Below are 20,890 nucleotides of genomic sequence, written 5' to 3' on the forward strand. Positions count from 1 at the left end.
CGGAGACGCCACCACGGCACCGGCGTCTCGTCGGTCCCACCAGTCGTCCTCGAGCCGCGTTCGGCCGACGTCGGTTCGATGGCCTTTTTGCCCGCGGAACTGTCCGTTCACCCATGGCTACGTTCAACGTCGTCGTCTCGGACCCCGGCTCCGGGCATTCGGAGACCCGCGAGGTCGAGGGCCAGGACGCGAATCGATTCATGGGACGCGAACTCGGTGACGAGGTCGACGGGAGCGCCGTCGGCCTCGACGGATTCACCGTCGAGATCACCGGCGGCTCGGACGCCGCCGGCCGCCCCCTCCGATCGGACATCCGCGGTTCCGCGCTCAAGGAGATCCTGCTCACCGGCGGCACCGGCTACAACCCGGACCGCGAGGGCGAGCGCCGTCGCGTGACCGTCCGCGGCCGCGAGGTATCCGAAGCCGTCTCGCAGCTGAACGTCAAGATCACGGGTGGCGACGGCGACCCGCTCGTCGCGATGGGCGTCAAGGAACCCGAAGAAGCGCCCGAAGCTGACGAAGCGGCCGAGGAAGAAGCCGAAGCGGCAGACGCCGAGGAAGAAGCCGAAGCGGCAGACGCCGAGGAAGAAGCCGAAGAAGCCGACGCCGACGAAGAAAACGACGAGGACGCCGAGGACGAATCGGCCGCCGAAGACGACGAGGAGTAATCACTCCCCGGGACTGGCGCCGACTCGCGACTCCGTGTCAACGGCCTTTTCCCGACACGTTTCGTAGCGACGGCGATGACTGGCGACCGGGTCGCGGCGTTCCTCGCCGGCGACCGCCCGGACGACGTCGCGCTCTACCTGACAGCAGACCGCATCTCGAACGTGGAGGCCTTGCTCGACCGATCGTCGGCGGAAGCCGTCGGTGACGGTGTCCTCCTCGTCGTGGACGGCGACACGGGCCGTTCCGTGTTCGAGCGGTTCACCGGCCAGGACGCCATGGACTTCACGGGGGTGGCGATGCAACGCGAGGGACACGTCGACGCCGACCTCGCTGGTGGTGAGTGCCCCGAGTCGGGCGACGACCAGCCCCACGAACCGGCCTTCGTCTTTGCCTTCTCGGAGGCGCAGAACGAGGAGGTCGGCGGCCTGTACGAACGAGGTGACGTCGTCCACGCGTACGCGCAGTGTTCGTGTGGGACGGCGTACTCGGATAAGTGGGTCGTCGACGAGCGGGACGGGTGACGCCGCGAGAAGCGACTACTCTTCGCGCTCGAGCGTTCCGAAGGCGTTGAGGATGACCTGTTTCGCCGTCGCCCCCTGGGTCGTCCAGTGGTGCGCGTAATCGAGCATGTCCTCGTAGATACGGGGTTTACAGCCCGCCGCACGGGGATGTCCGCCCCCGCTGACCTGGCGGGCGACCTCGTGGGCCCGTTCGAAGGTGTCACTGCCGCGGATGCTGGCGCTGCCGGCGGGCTTGACGATGACCGCCGCGTCGGCGCCCTGCACCCTTAGCTCCTCGGCGACTTCGTTCTGGGAGCAGCGGCCGTAGGTCACGCCCACGGTCCAGCCGTTCACCTCGCGCATGTCGGCCCGGGCGACGGCTCGCTCGATGAGTGCTTCCTTCTCGACGCGTTTCTCTGCCAGGAACTCCTGGACCGCCTCGGGGAGGTCGACGCCGTGTTCCTGGACGACCTCGACGTACTCCTCCGGGTCGGTCCAGTAGGCGTAGTCGGCGAGATCGTCGCTCCGTTCGTCCTCGCGGAGCCAGAGGTCGTGGTCCCGGGTCACGACGGCCAATTCGACCAGGTAGTCCGGAACGTCGGCATCCAGAGCGCGGACCGCGACGTCGGCGGTGCACTCCTCTTCGGAGTCGCCCACGACCAGTCGGACGCCGCTCTCATCGACGGCGGTCGTGGCCTCGTCGGTCCACTGGTGGTGATCGAACCACGAGACGGTGCGCGCGTGCTCGACCAGGTCGGCGAGTGGCTCCTCGATATACTTCGGGTCGTCCGGGGCGAGGTCACAGACGAAGACCGTCGCGCCGGGTTCGCCGTACTCCGCCGCGCGTTCGAGGCTCTCCTCGAGTTCGTGGGGACTGGTCGGCAGGAGGGCCCCCTCGCCGAACACCTCGCGGATGATCGCGACGCAGGCCAGCCCATCGGCGTCGGGGTCGGCGAGGACGAGGACGTCGGCCCCGCTCGCTCGCTCCGCTATCTCCTCGTCCTTGCGCTCCTCGGCGACGTCGTCGGGGACGAAGAAGCCGGTGCCGGGGATGAGCGATTTCCGTTCGAGCGAGAGGTCCTCGTCGTCGATGACCCAGTCTTGCATACCGACTGGTCGGGCCGGCGGGCCAAGAATGACCCGGTTGGTCAGGACTCGGCTTCGTCGGTCAGTTGTCGGACGGTGAGCACGGGGACCGGACAGGTTCTGACGACGCGTTCGGCGACGCTCCCGATGAGAAAGCGGTTCTCGCCGTGCCGGCCTCGGGTCCCGGTCGCGACGACGTCGGCGTCGATGTCCCGCGCGTACGCACTGATTTCAGCGGGGGGTCGTCCCATGCGAACGGCCGTGGTCACTGGCACGGACGCCTCCGCCGCCACTGCATCGACCGCCTCCTCGCCGTGGTCCTCGAGGGCTTCCTGTAACCGGTCGCGAACCTCCTCGGGGGCGGAAGAGACCTCGCTCTCCTCGACCACCGAGAGGGCGTGCACGTCGGCGTCGAAGCGGTCGGCGAGGTCGAGGGCGACCGCCACCGCCCGGCGGACGCTCTCCGAGCCGTCGGTCGCGATGACCACCGTATCTATCATGACGGAGCCTACCGCCGCCGCGGTCTTAAAAGGTGCCGCGGTGCGTTTTTAGTACCGCCACGACCAACCTGCACCAATGACACTTGCTGTGGACACGGTGCTGGTCCCCGTCGACGGTAGCGAGGCCGCCGCCGACGCCGCGGAGTACGCGGTGGCCATCGCGGAGCGATACGACGCGGACCTCCACGTCCTCTACGTCCTGGGCGAGACGGTCGCGCGCGGGATGGAGGCCGGCGACATCGACCGGACCGACGTCGCGGACGAGAGCCAGCTATTCGTCGAGGACGTGGCCGCGATGGCCGAAGATCCGACCCGTGTGGAGTCCTCGATGGCCTACGGCTTCTCCACAGTCAGGAAGACCCGCCACCCGGGAAGTGTGGTGCTCGACACGGCCGAGGAACTCTCGGTAGATTTCATCGTCATCCCCAGGGAGTCCCTGGCGGGCGAACACGGTGACGCCCTGGAGAAGGCCGCAGAATACGTGTTGCTCTACGCCAGCCAGCCGGTGTTGTCCGTTTGACCCGCGATGTGCCGTCCTCGATTCGATTCGCCCTGGCGGGCGGTCACTCGGGGGAGAGTCTGATGGCCATCTCCAGTTCGAAGCTCTCCGCCTCGGTCGTCTCGAAGCCCACCTTCTCGTAGAGTTTGACCGCCGGCCGGTTCCAGCGCTCGACGGTGAGCCAGACTTTCTCGACGCCCTCCGATTGACCGTAGCCGAGGAGCGTCCGGAGCAACCGGGTGCCGATGCCCGCTCCCTGAAAGTCCTGGTGGACGAAGATGGCCAGTTCGTAGCCGTCGTCGTCGTCTTCGACGAGGGTGGCGTGACCCACGACCGCTTCGTCGGACACGGCGACCACGTTCTTGCTCCCCTCCTCGAGCAGGTGGTCCAGCCAGTTCCGGATCCGGTCCTCGCCGATGGGCGGGATGCCCTGTGCCCTGTCGGCCGGGTCGAAGCCGTCGTACATCTCGACCAGCGCCGGGAGGTCCTCGGACTCGAAGGCTCGCACCGTGATCGAGCGATCCTCTCGATCGGTGAACGTAACCGGTGGCACGGGGAACGAGCCGGCCGCCGTCTCGGGGTAGGTGCGCTGGGACGTCATCTGACCAGGGTGACCGTAACGTGTGAGTTGAGCAGGACGAACTCCGCGATGGGCCCGAGCCGGATCTTCCCCATCGAACTCTGCTCGCCGCCGCCGATGACCACCTGTCCGTATCCTTCCGCTTCTGCGGTCCGGACGAGTTCGCTGCCGGGGTCGCCCTCGAGGTGGCGGATCTCGGCGTCGCAGTCCGCCTCGTCGAGGGCCTGCTGGGCCTCGGCTTCTATCTCGTCGAAGGACCGGTCGCTCTCCGGATTGTCGACGATGGCAACGGTCAGATCGTCACCGGCTCGCTGGGCTCGTTCCACCGTCTGTCGGAGTGCCGCGAGCGAGTCGTCGCTTCCCCCGATACCGAGCAACACTTTCATAGGCGGACATCGACGTTCCGTTGCAAAAGGATTACGGGCCGTCGACGTTTCCGCCCCGAACTGACGGGGTTCGGGGGTCCCCTCATCTCGGTCGGCGTGGCGTCGCATCGTGCAGTCGAGTTCGACCCGTTCCAGCGCCCGACCCGAGTCACGGTGCAACTATACACTTCGGATGGTAATGGTGGGTAACGGACATGGAGCCCCAGGACGTATTTCGGGTCCTCGTCGCGACGGCCGACCGTGACATCGCTGAATCGACGGCTGCCCGGTTACGGGACCAGGACGCTCGCCTCGACGTTACAGCCGTGAAGGGCATGGACGCCGCCAGGGAACGCCTCCGGCAAACGACTGTCGATTGCGTCGTCTCGGGGCACGACCCGCCTGCGTTCGACGCGCTCGGGTTCCTGGAAGACCTGCGTGGGACGCACCCGGATCTCCCAGTCGTCGTCTTTCCGGAGGACGGCTCGGCGGAACTCGCCGGGGACGTCGTCGCGGCCGGTGCAGTGGGGTACGCTCCACGAACTCCTGATTCGGCGTCTTTCGATCGACTCGCCAGCAGGGTGATCGCGGCCGTCGAAGAGACGAACGGGAGCGAACCCAGCGAAAACGATGCCCGGGCGGCCGGGCTCGAGTCGGAACTGGCGGCGCTATCGGTCGAGTTGCTCGGCCGCACGGACGAGGACGTCGACGACCGGATCGACGCGGCACTCGCCCGCATCGGCTCGGCAGCCGGTGCCGACCGGAGCTACCTGTTCCGGATCGACCCCGACAGTGAGACGCTCTCGAACACCCACGAGTGGGCAGCACCGGACGTCGAGCCCCAGATCGACCGGTTGCAGGACCTGTCGGTCGATACGTTTCCCTGGTGGATCGACCGCCTGGAAACCGCTGACAAAATCGCGATCCCCGACGTCGCGGCCCTCCCCGGTGACGCCGACGCCGAGCGGGAACTGCTCGCCGAACAGGACGTCGGTTCGGTGGTGGTTACTCCGATTCGTCGCGAGGGCGAGTTGATCGGCTTCGTCGGGTTCGACTGGACTGAACCGCGCGCGTCGTTTCCGCCCTCGTTCGTCGACGCGTTGCGACTCGTGGGCGAACTCCTCGCGAGTGTCCTCGAGCACCGGCGACGTCGACGTGAACTGGAGCGCCGCGAGGCGTACCTGCAGGAATCGGGGGACATCGTCTCGGTGATGGACCCCGACGGTACGGTACGCTTTCAGAGCGGTTCGACCGAAGACGTGACCGCGTTCTCGCCCGCGGAAGTGATGGGCGATTCCGGATTCGATCACGTTCACCCCGACGACCGGGAAGCGATCGTGAACGAGTTCGGCTCGTTCGTCACGAAGCCCAACGCCGAAGTAACAGCCGAGGTGCGCGTCCGGACCAGTGAGGGGGACTGGCGCTGGCTCGAGGTACGGGGCGTGAACAAACTCGAGGATCCGCTCATCGACGGGCTCGTGTTCAGTTCCCGGGACATCACGGCCCGCAAGGAACGCGAGCAGGAACTCGAGACGGTCAAACAGCGTCTGGAACTCGCGATTGCGGCCGCCGATATCGGGATCTGGGACTGGGACATGCGGACCGACGAGGTCCAGTTCACCGACCGGTGGGCGACGATGCTCGGCTACGACCCCGGGGCGATCGACGATTCCCTGACGACGTGGTTGGACCGTCTCCATCCGGAGGACCGGGACGCGGTGATGGCCGCCCTCGAGGCGCACATCGAGGGAGAAACCGATTACTACGAGACCGAACACCGGATGCGGACGGCCGACGGCGACTGGCGGTGGATCAGGGACCTCGGTCGCGTCGTCGAACGGGACGGGGACGAGCCGGTCCGCGCGGTCGGGATGCATTTCGACGTCCACGAGCGCAAGGAACGCGAACGCGAACTCGCCGAGTTCCGCGAGATCGTCGAGCGGACGGCCCACGCGGTCTACATCACGGACGACGAGGGCCGGATCGAGTACGTCAACCCGGCATTCGAGCACATCACGGGCTACGACGAACGCGAGGCGGTCGGCCGGACCCCGCGGATCCTCAAGTCCGGCGAGTATGATATGGACTATTACGAGGCGTTCTGGGAGGCAATCCTCGACGGCCAGCGGTGGGAGGCCGAGATGATCGACGAGCGAGCCGACGACGAACGGATCGTTCTGAACCAGACCATCTCGCCGATCACCGACCGGCACGGCGAGGTCGTCAAGTTCGTCGCCGTCGCCCAGGACATCAGCGAGCGCAAGGCGTACGAGCGGGAACTCGAGCGAACGAGAGCGGATCTTCGAACGATCATCGATCTGGTGCCGGACCTGATATTCGCGAAGAACCGCGAGGGCGAGTACCTGTTCGCCAACGAGGCGACGGCCGAGGCTTACGGGCTCACCCCCGAGGAACTCGAAGGGACACAGGAGTCCGCGGTCATCCCGAACGAGGAGGATTCCAGTCAGTTCCGCGAGGACGACCTGGCGGTCATCGAATCTGGTGAGCCCACGACCATCCAGGCGGAGGAGTTGACCACCGCCGACGGGGACACCCGGATCCTGCAGACCACGAAGATCCCCTTCGAGATCTCACAAACCGGCGAGGATGCCGTACTCGGCTACGCTCGTGACGTGACAGAACTCAAAGAGTACGAGCGCGAACTCGAGACCCAGCGAGACAATCTCGAAGTGTTGAGCCAGGTCGTGCGACACGACATCCGCAACGATCTGCAACTCGTACTGGCCTACGGAGAGATGCTTCGGTCGACCGTCGACGGCGAGGAAGAAGAGTCCGTCGTACAGATCCTCGAGGCCGCCCGCAACGCCGTGACCATCACGACGACCGCCCGGGAGGTCGCCGACGTAATGCTTCAGTCCGCGGCCGACCGATCCCCTCGGCGGTTACAGCACGCACTCGAGGAGGCCGTCTCCGACGCGCGATCGACCAATCAGCACGCCCTCCTCCGGGTCGACGGACCGATCCCGGACGTCACGGTACCGGCGGACGACATGCTCGGCTCGGTGTTCCGCAACCTCCTGAACAACGCCATCACGCACAACGACAAGCCGGTCCCGGCGGTGACCGTCGACGCGGCGGTCGACGACGACCGCGTCCGTGTTCGGGTCGCGGACAACGGCCCGGGTATTCCCGACGAGCGCAAGGCGACGATCTTCGAGGAGGGCGAACGCGGCCTGGATAGCGAGGGAACCGGGCTCGGCCTCTACCTGGTGGCGACTCTCGTCGATCGCTACGATGGGTCGGTAACTGTCGAGGACCACGACCCGGAGGGCGCCGTCTTCGTCGTCGAACTGCCACTCGCGGAGTGACCGCCCCGACATTCTTTTGCGCCCGGCGGCGAAAGGCCACTCCATGCCAGCGGACGAACAGCCGGCTGCGGACCCGGCGGGGCCGGGCGACGAATCGACGGGTAGGGCGGCAGACGAACCGCCCGACGCTGCGGAGGACGTCGAGCCCGGGGACGCAGACGCGTCGCCGCCCGATTCGGCCCCGGATGGCGCCGAAGACGCGACGGCGTCGGACGAGTACACCGACCCGGGCGGTCAGGCCGTCGCCGAACCGCCCGCCGGTCGACCGGAGGTCGCCGTCGATTCGGCGGCCGACACACCGACCGACGACGGGGCGGTCGCGTCGACCGACGAGGCAGCGGCGTCACCAAGCGGTGACGCGGAAGCGGTCGAAAGCGACGTCCCACCCGACGTCCGCAAGTACGATCGATTCAAGAAGGTCGACGGCGCGCAGTACGACCGCGTCAACGATTTCTTGCGCGACCGGACCTACATCACCGCCAGGGAGTGGGCCATCGCGCGTCTGTGCTCGGACTTTCGGACGGAGACCGGCGTCGAGATGACCAAGATCGGCGAGAACCTCCCCTACCTGGTGCCGTTCATGACCGACACCTACACCCCGCAGGCGGTCAATCAGGCCCGATCGTCGTTCGAGGAGAAGGTCCGCAAGGCCGGGGCGACATTCCTCTACGGGGCCATGAGCGACTTCTTCACGGCCGACGAACTCGACGAGGTGATGTACGAGGTGACGGAGGTCGCCAAGTTCCTCCTCGAGGTCGAGGGCGTGGACCTGGCGGTCGACGAGGAACTCGACTCCGAGGAGCGCATCTCCTCGGTGATGCGAGAGGTGCGACAGGCCAGCGACGAACTCCGCTACGAGGGGACGACCTGCCCCAACTGCGGTCACGAGATCGGTGGGGCCGATCACGAGGCACACACCGGCGAGTGAGTCAGTCGGGTCGTCTGACGTTCCGCCCCGCGTGATCGCCGAACGTTCCGTCGCCGTCCTCGCCTGGCCGTTCGTTCTCCCAGACGACCGTGCCACCCACTACTGTCAGTTCGGGGAAGAGGCCGTCCATCCCTTCGAACGGCGTCCAGTCGCAGTTCGTGTGCAGATCCTCGGCCCGGATCTCGCGGACTGCGTCGGGGTCGACCAGCACGAGGTCGGCGTCCCGACCTGCCTCGATGCGCCCCTTGTGTGGCACCGAGAAAATCTCCGCGACGGTGGCCGCGGTCAGGTCGCGCACGCGTTCGTAGCCGAGATGGCCCTGCTCCGCAGCGGCGAGCAACAGCGGGAGTGCGGTCTCGACGCCGGGGACGCCGCTCGGAGCGTCCCAGATGCTGGCGTCCTTCTCCTCGCGCGTGTGCGGGGCGTGGTCCGTCGCGACGATGTCGACGGTCCCGTCGGCGACCCGATCGAAGACTGCGAGGCGGCGCTCCTCGCTCCTGAGTGGGGGGTTCATCCGACCGAAGGTCCCCAGGTCGGACAGGTCCTCGCGCGAGAGGAAGAGGTGGTGGGGCGTAACCTCCGTCGTGGCCCCAGTCGCGGTCGCCTGGTCGATGCCCTCGGGCGTGCTCGTGTGGGCGATGTGCAGGGTCGCGCCGACCTCCGTGCCGACCTCGACCGCGCGGGCGACGGCGACGGCCTCCGCTTGCGCCGTCCGGTAGGCCGACCAGGCGTCGGGGTCGTCCCGATCCCTCGCGTCGTCGTCGAAGTACGAGGCGTCCTCCGCGTGGACGGTGACGACGACGTCCTCCTCGGTGGCACGGCGTACTGCGTCCTCGAAGAGCTCCGGATCGATGCCCATGTCACCGGTCGAATCGGCGAGGAACACCTCGCCCAGGGCGAACAGCGGTCGGTCGAACAGGGTGTCGGGGTCCCAGTCCTCGGTCACGCCCCCGTTGATGCCGAAATCGACCAGCGAATCGCGCGCGAACGCTTCTTTCGCGTCGAAGGCCGCACCGTCGACCGTCGGTGGGTCGGTGTTCGGCTGGTCGACGACGGTCGTCACGCCACCGGCCGCCGCGCTGCGTGAGCCGCTGGCCCAGGTCTCCTTGTGCGCGTAGCCCGGCTGGCGGAAGTGGACGTGCGCGTCGATCATGCCGGGGAGCAGTCGCTTCCCGGTGGCATCGCGAAGGGTCTCCCCGTCGAGGTCCGTTCCCACGGCGTCGATACGACCGTCGTCCCCGATGCGGACGTCGCGGACCCGCCCGTCGGCGAGGGTAGCGTTCCGGATAACTCGCATACGCGCTCTCCGCGGGCGGACCGCCTAAATCTGGCGGAGCGGCAGGGCGGTCGGCGATTCGTCACCGGCGAGTGCCGTCTCGAGCGCGGGGATGACGCCCTCGACGTCGCCGCCTGCCAGTTCGACGCTTCCGACCGAGTCCGGGTCGAAGGGCACCCCGAGTGCGTCGTACACGTCGCCGATGACGGTGGCGATCTCCTCGTGGTCGTCGAGCACCAGGACGCCCGAGGTGATGGCGGCGTCGGCGGTGACACGCTGGGCCAGGCCGACGACCTTTCCGCCGTCTTGCAGGGAGTGATCGCCCGGGCAGAAGGAGTTGGGTGGCTCCCCGCGGGTGGCGTCGACGCCGACCGCCCGGAGGGCGCGCTCGACGTCGGCCGTCAGTGCGTCGTATCGGTCGTCGATGCCGGCTCTGCCGTCCTCGATCGGTTCGTACCGGGCGAACGCCACCGTCGTGCCGGTGTACGCGACGGCCCGCCCGCCCACGCTTCGCTCGACGGCAGGGTAGTTGTGGCGTCTCGCTCTGCGGACGGCCTCGTCGTATCCCGACTCGATCGCGTCGCGGCGACCGAACGCCACGTGACGGGGTGGCTGCCAGGCCCGGATGGCGGTCTCCTCGTGCTCGGCAACCCATTCGAGGATACGCCGCGACGTCTCCCGGTCGGTCTCTGCTGTCTTCGCGGTGCCCCGGACCAGACGCATACGTTCCCGTAGGGCTCGGAGGTGATAAACGGTCCCGGTTGCAATACCCGGGTATGGTGACGGTCTCCGCCGAGGTGCTTTCCTCGTTTCCCCGGTTCTCGCGATACAACTCGCCATACCCCGCCCACGACGCCGGAACGGCGGTCGATCTGTACCCCGACAGCGACGACGCGCCGAGTCCCGTCGCCGGCGAGGTCGTCGAGACGCGGACCGTCACGTGTCCCGACCGCTCCTACGCGGCGGCCCACGACCACCTCATCGTCGTCGATACCGGCGAGCACCTGGCTCGCGTGCTCCACGTCGACCCCGGTGTGGAGCCGGGCGAGGTGCTGTCGCTCGGCGACTCGCTGGGTCGACTCGTCAGGTCCGGGTATTTCGCACCGTGGGTCGACAACCACATTCACCTCGGGTTTCGTGACCACGGGACGAACGCCGTCCGCGCGACGGGGTCGCTTCCGCTCTCGGTCGACGTCCCGCTCGAAGCCGTCCCCTGGGATGGCACCGGAACGGTCGTCGACACTGGCGAGACGTACGCCATCCTGGACGCCCCGGCACACCCGGATCCCGGAGCGGTCTTTGCGGGTATCGCCGACGATTCGGGGTCGTTCGTACTCGACGGTGGGCTCCCTCACTACGAGTGGGGCGGCCGACTCGCTACGGAGTCCGCGACCCGGGGGACTGTCCCCGACGGCGGTGACGAATCCGACCCCGTTCACTTCCTGGGCGAACGGGTCGGGACGGCGCAGGGCGAGGTCGTCCACTGGCGCGACGTGACCGTCCTCGCGAACGGTGGTCCGATCTACGGACTCTCCTTCTTCCTCGGTCGTGAGTCCCTCTACGCCAAGCTCATCGACCGGCACCACTCGTTCTCGGTGGGAGCCGACGTGGTCGTCGACATCGAGGCCTGAGAACCGGGTTCGCTCACTCGAACTGGATCGCGTCGCTGATCGTCGTCTCGCCGAACAGCCAGGCCGCGTGCTCGAGGGCGTACTCCCGGTGTTCGGCTTCGATGTAGCCGATCGCGTCCTCGACGAGGACGGGCCGGTAGTCGCGCAGGCCCGCACTGCCGGCGGTGTGGAGCACGCAGACGTTGGCGAGCGTCCCGACGACGAGCAGGTCGTGGATACCGTGGGTCTCGAGGTACCCCTCCAGATCCGTGCGGTAGAACGCGTCGTAGGTGTGTTTCTCGACGACGTGGTCCTCGTCGTGAACGTCCAGTCCGTCGACGATCTCGGCCTCCCAGGACCCCTCGAGGACGTGTTCGCCCCATCTGTCGAACTCGTCGTAGTAGTGGGCGTCCTCGAACTGCGCCGGTGGATGAACGTCTCGCGTGAATACCACCGATGCGCCCGCTGCACGGACTTCCTCGAGGAGGTCGGCGATCGGGCCGATCACGTCCTCACTCGCGGGCGCGTACAGACTACCATCCGGGTGGCAGAAGCCGTTCTGGACGTCGACGACGACGAGGGCGGTGTCGGCAGGATCGAATTTCATGTCTGTGCGTACACACGACCGGGTCAAAGACGTACCGACCGCCGGAGGGGTTTTGTCCCCGGGCCTCCGACCGTTCCACATGCGGCGAGCGCTCGGTCTCTTCGCGCTGGTCTTCCTCGTCGTCATCGCTGGCTGTGCCGGGACGACCTCGCCGGTCGCCCAGGAGACGACGACGTCACCCACGACCACCGATACCGGACCGACCACCGAGGTGGAACCGCCCGACCCACCCACCGATCGGCTCGGGTGGGAGGACGGCTACTGGTACAACGAAACCCTCGACGTCGACCAGACAGATGGGTTGAACGAGTCTGAACGCGATGCCGTCGTCTCCAGGTCCATGGCCAGGGTCGAGCACGTCCGCGGGCTGGAGTTCGACGAACGACCGCCGGTCGAGGTCATCTCGCGAGACGAACACCGCAACCGAACGAACGGGAGCTTCGCCAACACGTCCACGAACGGCACCATCCACCAGGACGTCAAGTTCGAGGCGACCTTCCTGATGGGCGAGAAGACGTCGGCGACGGCCCAGCAGGAAGAAAATCGGGCATCGAGCGTCCTCGGGTACTACTCGCCGAGCGAGGACGAGATCGTCATCGTCTCCGAAAACGCAAAGAACCCACAGATCGACGAGATAACGCTCTCACAGGAGCTCTTTCACGCCCTCCAGGAACACCGATTCAACGTCTCCGAGATGGAGGGCAACACCGAGGAGACCCACAACGCTCGCGCCGGTATCATCGAGGGCGACGGGAACTACGTCGACCATCTCTACGAACAGGAGTGCGAGAACGGTTGGCAGTGCTACGAAGACAGTTCGAGCGGCGGGGACTCGAGTTCGGGTGGGGACACGCACGTCGGCCTCCTCGCGCTTCGCCTCCAGCCGTACAGCGACGGCCCGGTCTTCGTCGAGGAGTTGTACGAGGAGGGCGGCTGGGACGCGGTGAACGCCGTCTACGACGCCCCGCCACAGAGTACCGAGCAGACCATCCACACCGAGAAGTATCGCTCAGACGCGCCGACGGCGGTGACCGTCGAGGACCGGAGTAGCGAGGCGTGGGTGGTCCCGGACCTCGGGAACGGATCGATCGATCACGCTCAGTTCGGCGAGGCCGGGATGTACGTCATGCTCTGGTATCCGAGCTACGTCGAGACCGCGGCGGTTCAGAGCGCCCGGGACGTCGTCATCCCGTACTCGAACTTCTTCGCTCCCGGCAACGAACCGGGCATCGACCAGTACAACTACGCCCACCGATACTCGGCCGGGTGGGACGGGGACCGGCTGGTCCCGTACATGACGAACGAGTCGGCCGAGACGGGCGAGACCGGCTACGTCTGGAAGTCGGTCTGGGACTCCGAAGAACAGGCCCTGGAGTTCGTCGTCGGGTACGACCAGCTCCTGGACTATCACGGCGCCGAGCCGGTGCCCGATCGACCGAACACGTACCGCATCCCCGAGGGCGAGTTCGCTGACGCGTTCCACATCGAGCGATCCGGCGACACGGTGGTCATCGTGAACGCGCCCACCGTCGAGGAACTCGACGAGGTTCGCGAGGGTGCCGGGGCCGAGTAGGCGCGACGAGAGAGGAGCCTTTTTCGCCGGCGACAAGTAACACGGTCGTATGCAAACGTCGCGGAGGGAACAGCGGTGACCGACTTCGACATCATCCCCACGGACGCGATTCGGGACGGTCGGGCGACGGACGCCTACTTCGACCGCACGGTGGCGACGCTAGAGCACGCCGAAAAGAACCCACGGGTCACCGCCGAGGTGACCGCCGACCAGTTCCCAGATGGCGACTTCGAGGTGTTCGCGGGACTCGAGGACGCGGTCTCGCTCCTCGAGGGGGTGCCCGTCGACGTCGACGCGATTCCCGAAGGGACGCTGTTCGACGGCGGGCCGGTCCTGCAGATCACCGGTCGATACCGCGAGTTCGCCCGGTACGAGACCTCCTTGCTCGGCTTTCTCTCTCACGCGAGCGGGATGACGACCCACGCACTGCGGGCCCGTCGGGCCGCCCCGGAATCGACGGTGTTGAGCTTCGGTGCCCGACACGTTCACCCCGCCATCGCGGCGGTCGTGGAGCGCTCCGCGCTGCTCGGCGGACTCGACGGTATCTCGCACGTGGCCGCCGGCGAGATCCTCGGCCACGAGGCGAGCGGGACGATGCCCCACGCGCTGGTCATCTGTTTCGGCCGCGGGAACCAGGAGGCCGCCTGGACGGCGTTCGACGCGGCCGTCGAGGACGACGTCCCACGCGTTGCCCTCTGTGACACCTACTCCGACGAGAAGGACGAGGCCATCCGGGCGGCCGAGACCCTCGAGGGAGCCCTCGACAGCATCCGTCTCGACACGACCGCCTCGCGCCGTGGGGATTTCGAGCACATCGTTCGCGAGACGCGCTGGGAACTCGACGCCCACGGCTACGAGGACGTGGGTATCTTCGTCAGCGGCGGTCTCGGCCCGGCGGAGTTGGGGCGCCTTCGGGAGTACGTGGACGGCTTCGGGGTCGGTGGGTACATCAGCAACGCCGACCCGGTGGACTTCGCGCTGGACATCGTGGAGATCGACGGTGAACCGGCCGCGAAACGGGGGAAACTGACCGGAGCGAAACAGGTGTACCGGACGCCCGAGGGGGCCCACCACGTGGCCCTGGCTGGCGAGGAGGCCCCGGGCGAACCCCTTCTCGAACCGGTGATCCGCGACGGCGACGTGGTGGCCGAGTTCGATCTCGAGGACGCCGCCGATCGCGCGGCCCGGGATGCCGACCGCGTCGGCTTCGCCGCGGACCCGGACGACTAGTTCAGTCGAAGCGGCGCATCACGCTACCGCCCGGGTCGTTCTCCGCGAAGACCGGCCCCCCGATCCTGTAGACTCCAACGTCGTCGTCCATCCAGGCGTCGTTCGGGAGGCCCGCCTTCCGGGCCGTCCGGTCGAGATACTCGTAGACGCCCCAGTCGTTATCGACCGGGACTGTGGGGAACATCCACCCCGCTTTCCCCTGCCCCTCGACGGCGACGCCGTCCCTTCCTACCACGATATCTTCGGTCGGGTCGCTCGTCTCGACGATGCGCTCCGCCACGAAGACGGTCACCGTAATCGAATCCAGTTCCGGCCCCGTCACTGCCGTTCGGGAGTCCTCGCTCGCCGCTTCGATGGCGGCATCGACGATCGCCATTCCGAGTCGTCGCGATCCCGCCTCGAGTGCCTTCGGCGTGTCGTAGGCCCCGGCACACCCCCTGAGTTGCCCTCGCGGTGTCTGCGTCTCGAGTCTGACGAACGCCCCGGAGCGGTCGTAGAAGGCGTCCCGCATACTCCCGGGGTCTTCCCGACGACCGTTTTCCACGAACGCGCGGACCGAGTCCCGCGCCAGTTCGACCGCACGTGTCCCATCCTCGTGGGTCAGTCCGTCCGGCCGTCCCTGTGACCTGGCCATGAATGGAACGTCGTAGGGACGGTACCGACTTCAACCCTTTTATTTCCATTATTGTTCGTTATGGTGTGCCTACTCCGGCGACGTCACCCGTGCCGCACCCGGTTCGAAGGTGAGGACGCGGGTCATTCCGGCTCTGAGGTCTGCGGCGTCCGCCGCGGAGAGACCGACCGTCACCTGTCCCAGGCCGTCACAGTCGACGATGGCCGTTCCGCCGGCGTGGTGGCCGATGACCCGACGCACCGAACAGGGCACCGCGTTCGGCCCCGTCGTCTGTCCTCGACGGTGGAGTGTGACGTCGTCGGGGCGGACGGCCACTGCGACCTCGGAGCGGTCGATCAATCCCACCGCTTCGACGATGGTCGGGCCGACGTCCACGGTCGTCGTCTCGCCGTCGGTGGCCACGACCGTCCCGTAGAAGATGTTCTCCATCCCGAGGAAGTCCGCCACGAAGGCGCTGTTCGGGGCTTCGAAGACGTCCTCGAACCGACCGGCCTGGACGATGCTTCCGTCGTGGACGATGGCGAGTCGATCACCCACCACGGCCGCCTCGTCCTGATCGTGGGTGACGTAGACGACCGGGACGTCCAGATCCGCGAGGACGTCTCTGAGTTCCAGTCTGAGCCGTCGGCGGATCGGGGCGTCGAGACTCGCCAGCGGTTCGTCGAGCAACAGGACGGCGGGCTCCGAGACCAGCGCCCGGGCCAGGGCGACCCGCTGTTTCTCCCCGCCGGAGAGTGTCTCCGGCCGCCGCTCGAGCAGGTCCGTGATGGCCAGCATCTCGGTCGTCTCGGTGACGTCCGCGGTCGGCGCCGCTCCGAACGCCAGGTTCTCCTCGACCGTGAGATGCGGGAACAGCGCGTAGTTCTGGAACACCATCCCCACCTGGCGGTCCTCCGGTGGGAGTCGGTCGATGCGCCGACCGTCGAGGGTGATCACTCCCGTGTCCGGCCGCTCGAAGCCGGCGATCAACTGGAGGAGCGTCGACTTTCCGCTCCCGCTCGGGCCGATGACGGCGGTGACTCCCGGCTCGAAGGTACCGTCGATGGGGCCCAGCGTGAACGACCCGTACGCGATGGAGACGTCCTGCAGTGAGAGACTCATCTCATGAACTCAGCGTGATCCGCTGGCCGACGTACTGGAGGGCGAGGACCACCGTAAAGCCCGTCCCGAGCAGGATGACCACCAGTGGCGCCGTCGCCGCGACGCCGTCGGAGATGAAGGTCACCCAGATCTGGGTGGGCATCGTATGTGGGTGATAGGCGGTCATCATCGTCGCGCCGAACTCGCCGATGGCCCGCGCGAAAGTCAATACGACGCCGGCGAGGATACTCCCCCTGGCCAGCGGGAGCGAAACCCGGCGGAACGTCTCGATCGGCCCCTTGCCGAGGCTCCGGGCCGCCTGTTCGATCTCGCGATCGATCCCTTCGAAGCCAGAACGGGCCGTGATGATGACGAACGGCGAGGCCACGAAGGTCTGGGCGAGGATGATACCGAGGTAACTGCCGGTGAGCGAGATGCCGAACGCGTTGGCCAGGCTTCCGAGCGGCGTCAGCTGACCGAACCCGCTCAACAACATCACCCCGCCGACGACGGGTGGCATCACCAGCGGTAACACGACCAGTGCGTCCACGAACAGCTTCCCCGGGAAGGAGGTCCGGGCGAGCACGTACGCCAGGGGGACGCCGAAGACGGTCGCGATGACCGTCGAGACCGGCGCCGTCAGCACGGAGTACTTGACGGCGTCGAGGACCGCTGGCTCGGCGAACGCCGCGGGCTGGAGGGTATCCGCCCAGGTGAAAAACGAGACGAACGGATACGCCAGGTAGATCAGCAGGACGGCCCCGAGCAGGACGAAGAGGCCGCGTTCCCGCAGGAACTGCGTCCCCGTGCCGTACTCCCCACGGGACAGTCGGCCGATACGGGTGGCGACGCTCATGGGAGCACCTCGTCGGGGACCGGCCCGTTGGGAACCGGGAAGGAGTCGTCGACGATGAGGCCGTTCTCGGCGAGCAGGTGGGCGTTTTCCAGCAGGTACCGGACGAACGCCCGGCCCGCCGCTGGGTTGTTGGCTTCCGTGGAGACTGTGGCGTTGAAGAGAATCGGTTTCCCCTGGACTGTGTGCCCATCGTCCATCTCGTAACTGACCGAGCCGTACTGGTCCGCCAGCGCCGGATTCGAGAAATTGAGCTCGTCCGGGAGCGGGTGGAACTGGAGCCCGTGGTCGATGGCCATGTTCCTGTAGGTGATGGCGGCTACCCGGTCGCCCGTCTCGACGGCCGCGAGCATGTGAGCCTCCTCCGGGTCGACCTGGAGCCCCTCGATGAGCGCATCGGCCAGTCCGGGTTCGTCGTAGTACTGCTCGGCCAGCCTGAACAGCATCACGGTCCGGTAGCCAAGCGGGTCGAGGTCCGGGTCCGACCGGGCGATGGTCGCGTCGGTCTCCACCAGCGCCCGATACCACGGCTGGCCGTCTTCGATGCGGGCCGCGAGGTCGGTGTCCGCCGCGTAGGTGAGGCCGACGCTGTTGGACGCGAACACCACGTCCCACTCGCTTTTGGGCGTCTCGCCCTTCTGGAGTTTATCGCGCAACAGTCGGTGGTCCGCACTCACGATGACGTCGGGTCGTTTCTGTCCCTCCAGGACCATCCGCATGACGGCGTTCGAGCCGTGAAACTCCCCGCGGTACTCGTACCCCGTTGCCTCCGCGAACCGCGGTCCGACGACGTCGTTGAACACGACTGCCAGTGACCCCGCAGAGAGGACCGACACCCGCTCACTCGCCCCGGACCCCGCACAGCCGGCTAGCGTGCCGATGCCGAGGGCACCGCCCGCCGCGAGCACCTCGCGTCTCGTCACGGTGTCCGTTCCGTTCATACCTGAAGTGAATGGTTGTGGTTTATTTATCCCTTTCCAGAACCCATTCTCACTCACTTCGTTCGAGGCGCCCCGGTCCACGTAACGTGAATCGGCCACCCCACCGGTATATAGGGGTGTCTGACCGACCGAACCGCTTAGGTGTCGTGGCCGCCTTCGTCTCGACGGCAGCGGGCGCCCGGCCCCCGTGCGCGCTGGCGCATGAGGAAAGTCCCCCCACCGTCGGGCAGGCGACCGGGTGCAAACCCGGGGCGGGAGACCGCGGGGCCCTGGAACAGAAACGACACGTCTCCGTCCGACCGATGCGGTGTGCGACTCCGGTCCGAGTTTCGACGAGGATCGGACAGTTAACCCACCGAGGGCCGACGACGGAGGATCGATGGAACGGCCATCCCTCGCCGGTGCAAGTCCGCGCGGACAAGGTAGCCCGACGAGCGCGCGGATGCTGAGCCGAATGCCGGGTCGAAACAGAAGGGGGCTTACGACCCGCAGCCAGACCCACTTTTTCCTGCGCGAGCGGCTGCGTTGCTCGCTGGGAAAAACTTGGGGAAAAACCCGTCCTCACCCCCTTCGGGGGTTCGTCGGGCCGAGCGCGAAGCGCTCGGGGAATCGGCGGCCGTCACACGAGCGACCGGGGGAAGCGAGTGTGACTCAGCGAGAGCGTTGCTCTCGCGCGATACCGGGTCCTGACGGACCACTCGGTCGCCGAATGCTTTTCCCACTGTGACACACTCTCGACGCCAAAACTTCTTATACCAACATCGGGCCACCCTGGGCCATGCTGTAAGGACTGGCTCGGGTGTGGACGAGGCGGGAGCGCGGTGTCCCACCCCGAGTATCGACACACCGCCTGTTCGCCACTATGCAAAGGTCACGTTCTGTTCCAGTTCGAACTCCACCGTCCCGTCGACGGTGTACGTGGTGAAGGTCCCACCGTCCAGGTCGTAGTCGACGTCGACGGCGAGTTCGACCGGCCACTCGTCGTCGAACGACCGGAGGAACCACTCGATGGTCACGGTTCCGCGGCCCACCTCCTCGATATCCGGCACGGCGAACTGCCTGCCGTCGCTGTTCTCGTCGCGGGAGAAGTGGACGGCAGGGAAATCTCTCGACGGTGCCGCGAGGTACACTTCTGGCGCGGGTACGGCGGGCTCTCGCGTCCGAACGGTCACCGAGAGGTCCTCCACGGTCGTCTTCGCCCGGTGCCAGATGGACAGCTGCATCCGGATGAGCCCCTGGTCGGTGACGGGGCCATACTGCACAGAGGTGACTGCGACGCGGCCGTCGTCGTCCCGATAGACGAGGTGGGTCTCGGTGTCCGCATCCTTGACCGTTGGATCCGTCATCCGAGTGGTCGTCGATGGGACCGAACAGCCGGCGAGCGCGCCGACGCCCGCGGTTCCGAAGGCCGCGAGATACGTTCGTCGCTCCATACCGGACGGTCCGGCCGCTGACCGATAATCTCCCCGGTGACTACGATCGGCGTTTGAGTTACGCGTCCTCGAACCCGTCCTCCCAGCGGAACCGGCCGTTGCGCTGGACGACCTCGTCGTCGACGAGCATCCGGGCGTCCTCGGACGTGTCCGTGATCATGTCGACGTGGACGGCACTCTGGTTGCCCGTCTCCCCCTCGGGCAGGGTGGCGTCGTAGGCCCGTCCCAGCGCGAGGTGGACGGTCTCGCCCATCTTCTCGTCGAAGAGGATGTTGTCGGTGACCCGGTCGATACCGCGGTTCATCCCGATGCCGAGCTCGCCGAGCCGTCGCGCTCCCGCGTCGGTCTCGACGGTTTCGGTGACGACTGCCTCTCCCTGTGCGGCCGACCAGTCGACCACCTCGCCGTCCTCGAAGGTGAGCCGGACGTCTTGGACGCGCCGACCGTCGATGGTCATCGGCACGTCGAACAGGACCGTCCCCTCGGTGGCGTACGGCGCGGTGAACACCTCGCCGCTCGGGAGATTGTGCGAGTCGTAGGCGACGGAGGCGGCGCTGTTGACCGCAGTCCGTCCCTCGATGGCCATCGTCAGATCCGTCTCCGCTTTGATCAGTCTGACTTCGCTGCCGTCGTCGAGGACGTCTTTCAGTCGGTCCATCTCCCCGGCGAGTGCCTCCCAGTCGCGGAGGACCGCGCCGTAGACGAAGTCCTGGTAGGCCCGGTAGGACATCCCGGCCTGCTGGGCGAGCGACCGCGTCGGATGCTGGGTCGATACCCAGTCGGTGTCCATCCGGGCTTCGCGGATCCCCGCCCGGGACCGGCGGTACTCCTGTCTGGTCTCTCCGGGAACGTCGGCCAGCTCGGCGGTGTTCCGGCCACCGCCGAGGAGCAGGACGCTGTCCGCGTTTCGATACAGCGCGAGTTCGTGGGCCGGATCCTCGTCGAACTCCCTCTCGCGGGCGTCGAGGTAGGCGCTCTGCAGTTCGGTAGCGGCGTTGATAATCACCGGGTTCGCTCCCCGTTCCCCGAGCACCTCGAGGACGGCGACCCCGAGGTCGTGAGCCGCCGGCCCGACCGACACGACGACGTCGTCGCCGGCGTCGATACGGGCGCTCCAGTCGACGAGGACGGTCGCGTGCTCCCTGACTCGTTCGTCCATACCGGCTGCTTACGCTGGCGCCGAGAAAGGCCTCCCGG

Annotated in this window: 20 protein-coding genes, 1 other RNA gene and 1 pseudogene; 9 read left to right on the forward strand and 13 right to left on the reverse strand. The window is 67.1% G+C overall.

What is annotated here, in order from left to right; all coding sequences use genetic code 11:
* Positions 1 to 113: 113 nt before the first annotated feature.
* Both HSRCO_RS02005 and HSRCO_RS02010 read left to right on the forward strand, forming a co-directional pair.
* A pseudogene (locus HSRCO_RS02005) lies at positions 114 to 512 on the forward strand (30S ribosomal protein S6e); the annotation flags it as partial.
* Positions 513 to 743: 231 nt separating this feature from the next.
* Positions 744 to 1,190 (forward strand): DUF5807 family protein, encoded by a 447-nt coding sequence (locus HSRCO_RS02010; RefSeq protein ID WP_259518723.1) that lies wholly within the window; start codon positions 744 to 746, stop codon positions 1,188 to 1,190.
* 15 nt (positions 1,191 to 1,205) lie between these two features.
* Here the strand turns inward: HSRCO_RS02010 and HSRCO_RS02015 are convergent, their stop codons facing one another.
* A complete protein-coding gene (locus HSRCO_RS02015) occupies positions 1,206 to 2,276 on the reverse strand; it encodes a DHH family phosphoesterase (protein ID WP_259518724.1) in 1,071 nt (356 codons plus the stop codon).
* 41 nt (positions 2,277 to 2,317) lie between these two features.
* Positions 2,318 to 2,755: a universal stress protein gene (locus tag HSRCO_RS02020; protein ID WP_259518725.1), complete on the reverse strand. Its 438-nt coding sequence runs from the start codon at positions 2,753 to 2,755 to the stop codon at positions 2,318 to 2,320.
* Positions 2,756 to 2,831: 76 nt separating this feature from the next.
* On the opposite strand from HSRCO_RS02020, the gene HSRCO_RS02025 reads away from it, so the two are divergent.
* The gene (locus tag HSRCO_RS02025; protein ID WP_259518726.1) at positions 2,832 to 3,275 is read left to right on the forward strand and encodes a universal stress protein; all 444 of its coding nucleotides are present in this window, start codon (positions 2,832 to 2,834) and stop codon (positions 3,273 to 3,275) included.
* Between the two features lie 43 nt (positions 3,276 to 3,318).
* On the opposite strand, the gene HSRCO_RS02030 is transcribed toward HSRCO_RS02025, so the two are convergent.
* A complete protein-coding gene (locus HSRCO_RS02030; protein ID WP_259518727.1) occupies positions 3,319 to 3,855 on the reverse strand; it encodes a GNAT family N-acetyltransferase in 537 nt (178 codons plus the stop codon).
* Positions 3,852 to 4,220 carry a universal stress protein gene (locus HSRCO_RS02035; RefSeq protein WP_259518728.1) on the reverse strand — a complete coding sequence of 123 codons (369 nt, stop codon included), beginning with the start codon at positions 4,218 to 4,220 and terminating at the stop codon, positions 3,852 to 3,854. Before HSRCO_RS02035 ends, HSRCO_RS02030 begins: the two co-directional genes overlap by 4 nt.
* 194 nt (positions 4,221 to 4,414) lie before the next feature.
* On the opposite strand from HSRCO_RS02035, the gene HSRCO_RS02040 reads away from it, so the two are divergent.
* A complete protein-coding gene (locus HSRCO_RS02040) occupies positions 4,415 to 7,528 on the forward strand; it encodes a PAS domain S-box protein (protein WP_259518729.1) in 3,114 nt (1,037 codons plus the stop codon).
* Between the two features lie 43 nt (positions 7,529 to 7,571).
* The gene (locus tag HSRCO_RS02045) at positions 7,572 to 8,456 is read left to right on the forward strand and encodes a DUF5806 family protein (protein WP_259518730.1); all 885 of its coding nucleotides are present in this window, start codon (positions 7,572 to 7,574) and stop codon (positions 8,454 to 8,456) included.
* Position 8,457: 1 nt separating this feature from the next.
* On the opposite strand, the gene HSRCO_RS02050 is transcribed toward HSRCO_RS02045, so the two are convergent.
* Both HSRCO_RS02050 and HSRCO_RS02055 read right to left on the reverse strand, forming a co-directional pair.
* Entirely contained in the window at positions 8,458 to 9,753 is a 1,296-nt protein-coding gene (locus HSRCO_RS02050) for a dihydroorotase (protein WP_259518732.1), read from the reverse strand.
* Between the two features lie 24 nt (positions 9,754 to 9,777).
* Entirely contained in the window at positions 9,778 to 10,455 is a 678-nt protein-coding gene (locus HSRCO_RS02055) for a lipoyl protein ligase domain-containing protein (protein ID WP_259518733.1), read from the reverse strand.
* A gap of 53 nt (positions 10,456 to 10,508) precedes the next feature.
* Here HSRCO_RS02055 and HSRCO_RS02060 point away from each other — a divergent pair, with 53 nt between their 5' ends.
* The gene (locus tag HSRCO_RS02060) at positions 10,509 to 11,363 is read left to right on the forward strand and encodes a hypothetical protein (protein WP_259518734.1); all 855 of its coding nucleotides are present in this window, start codon (positions 10,509 to 10,511) and stop codon (positions 11,361 to 11,363) included.
* 13 nt (positions 11,364 to 11,376) lie between these two features.
* On the opposite strand, the gene HSRCO_RS02065 is transcribed toward HSRCO_RS02060, so the two are convergent.
* Positions 11,377 to 11,949, reverse strand: coding sequence for a cysteine hydrolase family protein (locus HSRCO_RS02065; RefSeq protein WP_259518735.1), 573 nt, complete (start codon positions 11,947 to 11,949; stop codon positions 11,377 to 11,379).
* A gap of 79 nt (positions 11,950 to 12,028) precedes the next feature.
* Between HSRCO_RS02065 and HSRCO_RS02070 the strand changes: the two genes are divergently transcribed.
* Complete coding sequence (locus tag HSRCO_RS02070) at positions 12,029 to 13,522, forward strand: Hvo_1808 family surface protein (protein ID WP_259518737.1); 1,494 nt, start codon at positions 12,029 to 12,031, stop codon at positions 13,520 to 13,522.
* A gap of 75 nt (positions 13,523 to 13,597) precedes the next feature.
* Entirely contained in the window at positions 13,598 to 14,752 is a 1,155-nt protein-coding gene (locus tag HSRCO_RS02075) for a nicotinate phosphoribosyltransferase (protein WP_259518738.1), read from the forward strand.
* A gap of 1 nt (position 14,753) precedes the next feature.
* On the opposite strand, the gene HSRCO_RS02080 is transcribed toward HSRCO_RS02075, so the two are convergent.
* From HSRCO_RS02080 to HSRCO_RS02095, 4 genes are all read right to left on the reverse strand, one after another.
* Positions 14,754 to 15,386 carry a TIGR00296 family protein gene (locus tag HSRCO_RS02080; RefSeq protein WP_259518739.1) on the reverse strand — a complete coding sequence of 211 codons (633 nt, stop codon included), beginning with the start codon at positions 15,384 to 15,386 and terminating at the stop codon, positions 14,754 to 14,756.
* Between the two features lie 69 nt (positions 15,387 to 15,455).
* Complete coding sequence (locus tag HSRCO_RS02085) at positions 15,456 to 16,487, reverse strand: ABC transporter ATP-binding protein (RefSeq protein ID WP_259518740.1); 1,032 nt, start codon at positions 16,485 to 16,487, stop codon at positions 15,456 to 15,458.
* 1 nt (position 16,488) lies between these two features.
* Positions 16,489 to 17,322: an ABC transporter permease gene (locus HSRCO_RS02090; RefSeq protein ID WP_259518741.1), complete on the reverse strand. Its 834-nt coding sequence runs from the start codon at positions 17,320 to 17,322 to the stop codon at positions 16,489 to 16,491.
* Positions 17,319 to 18,260, reverse strand: coding sequence for an extracellular solute-binding protein (locus HSRCO_RS02095; RefSeq protein WP_259518742.1), 942 nt, complete (start codon positions 18,258 to 18,260; stop codon positions 17,319 to 17,321). The genes HSRCO_RS02090 and HSRCO_RS02095 overlap by 4 nt, the downstream gene beginning before the upstream one ends.
* A gap of 166 nt (positions 18,261 to 18,426) precedes the next feature.
* On the opposite strand from HSRCO_RS02095, the gene rnpB reads away from it, so the two are divergent.
* Positions 18,427 to 18,754: RNase P RNA component (gene rnpB, locus HSRCO_RS02100), an RNA gene on the forward strand.
* Between the two features lie 366 nt (positions 18,755 to 19,120).
* Here rnpB and HSRCO_RS02105 read toward each other — a convergent pair.
* Together HSRCO_RS02105 and HSRCO_RS02110 are read right to left on the reverse strand one after the other, a co-directional pair.
* Entirely contained in the window at positions 19,121 to 19,693 is a 573-nt protein-coding gene (locus HSRCO_RS02105; RefSeq protein WP_259518743.1) for a hypothetical protein, read from the reverse strand.
* 58 nt (positions 19,694 to 19,751) lie between these two features.
* On the reverse strand, positions 19,752 to 20,852 hold the full coding sequence (locus HSRCO_RS02110) for an aminopeptidase (RefSeq protein ID WP_259518744.1): 1,101 nt from the start codon (positions 20,850 to 20,852) through the stop codon (positions 19,752 to 19,754).
* Positions 20,853 to 20,890: the final 38 nt, after the last annotated feature.

Origin of the sequence: Halanaeroarchaeum sp. HSR-CO (assembly GCF_024972755.1) — an archaeon.
Taxonomy (GTDB): Archaea; Halobacteriota; Halobacteria; order Halobacteriales; family Halobacteriaceae; genus Halanaeroarchaeum.